Source organism: Nocardiopsis kunsanensis DSM 44524, assembly GCF_000340965.1.
GTDB classification, from domain to species: Bacteria; Actinomycetota; Actinomycetes; order Streptosporangiales; family Streptosporangiaceae; genus Nocardiopsis; species Nocardiopsis kunsanensis.
Genome location: NZ_ANAY01000080.1, coordinates 1 through 1,243, shown reverse-complemented (window position 1 = coordinate 1,243; position 1,243 = coordinate 1). Strand labels below are relative to the sequence as shown.

Sequence of the window (1,243 nt, the reverse complement as noted above, 5' to 3'; positions counted from 1 at the left end):
GACAACCACGGCTCCCACTCCCCCACACCAGGAACCACCACCGAACCGTAATCATTGCGCACGACCCAGGGGCGCCCGACCACTGGTGGTACGGACAGCGGGCGGGCCGGGCCCTCCGCCCCGGGAACGGTGCCGGGAATGTCGGTGGTCACGGTTTACCTCCCGATGTGCCGGGTGTGCGATGCGCGGCCTCAGCGTAACCAAGTCAGCCACCCTGTGTGTTCACTCGAAAGCGTGTCGCACACATCCCGGTCGGGGTCCCGGCCGACGGCCCGGCCTGTGCGCCACAGGGCCCGGCCGGGCGGTCTCCCGGCCCCCGCTCAGCGCACCACCTTCCGCAGGAGCCGCTGTCCCAGCCCCGGCGTGGACCAGCGGAGCTTGCGCTCGGCCCGTACCGCCCGGGCGCGCAGCCGTTCGGTCTCGGCCTGGACCCGTTCCAACTCGCGACGCAGTTCCTCGGCGTTCTTGTCCCCGAGCCCCTTCCGGACGGCACCGGAGTCCGCGTTCGCCCGCTTCCCGTTCCTGCGTGCCGCGGCGCCCGACGCGGCCCCCGGGCCCACGGGAGCAGCCGAGCCTTCGTCCTCGCCGGTGACCACGAAGGGAGCGCCGGGCATCCAATGGGTACCGGCCACCTTCTCCACCACCAGGTCGAGACCGCTCCCGGTGGCCTCGGGCTCGATGTGCTGTGCACGGGCGAAGGAGGCGGCGCGTTCCAGGCGCAGGATCCCGCCACCGGTCCGGGTGGCGCCGGGCAGCGGCGCGCACAGCAGCCCGGCCCCGGTCCGGTCGAGCTGGTCCACCAGGTCGGCGACGGCCTTCCTTCTCGGGTGGGCACCGACGGGGACGTGGAGGCGGTAGGGCACGCTCGGGTCCGTGCCGGGTGCGGCCTCGACGAAGCGGACACGCGCGTCGCCCCGGAAGGTCTCCCGGATCAGGCGGAGGTCGAGGCGCTCCTCGTCGAGCGGGGAACGGCGTCCCTCGTCCAGCTCCGACCAAGGACCGACGAGCCACACCCGGAGGTCGGAGACAGTGCCGTCGAGCAGGGCGGAGACTGTGGTGTCGGCCTCCTCCAGTGTGTGGCCGTCCACGTCGACGCACACGTCGGCGTAGGGCACCTCCCACTGGCGGTCGGAGCGCTTGCGGCGCAGGTGGAACTCGGGAACCCGGTTGGAGACGTACGGGGAGCGGTAGCGGGTCCCGGCCTCGCGCCGGGTCTGCATCTGGGTGCGGCCCAGGTGCCAGC

1 pseudogene is annotated in these 1,243 nt (G+C 73.0%); it reads right to left on the bottom strand.

Annotated elements, in window-relative coordinates:
* Positions 1-320: 320 nt before the first annotated feature.
* A pseudogene (locus D456_RS27000) lies at positions 321-1,243 on the bottom strand (glycosyltransferase family 2 protein); the annotation flags it as partial.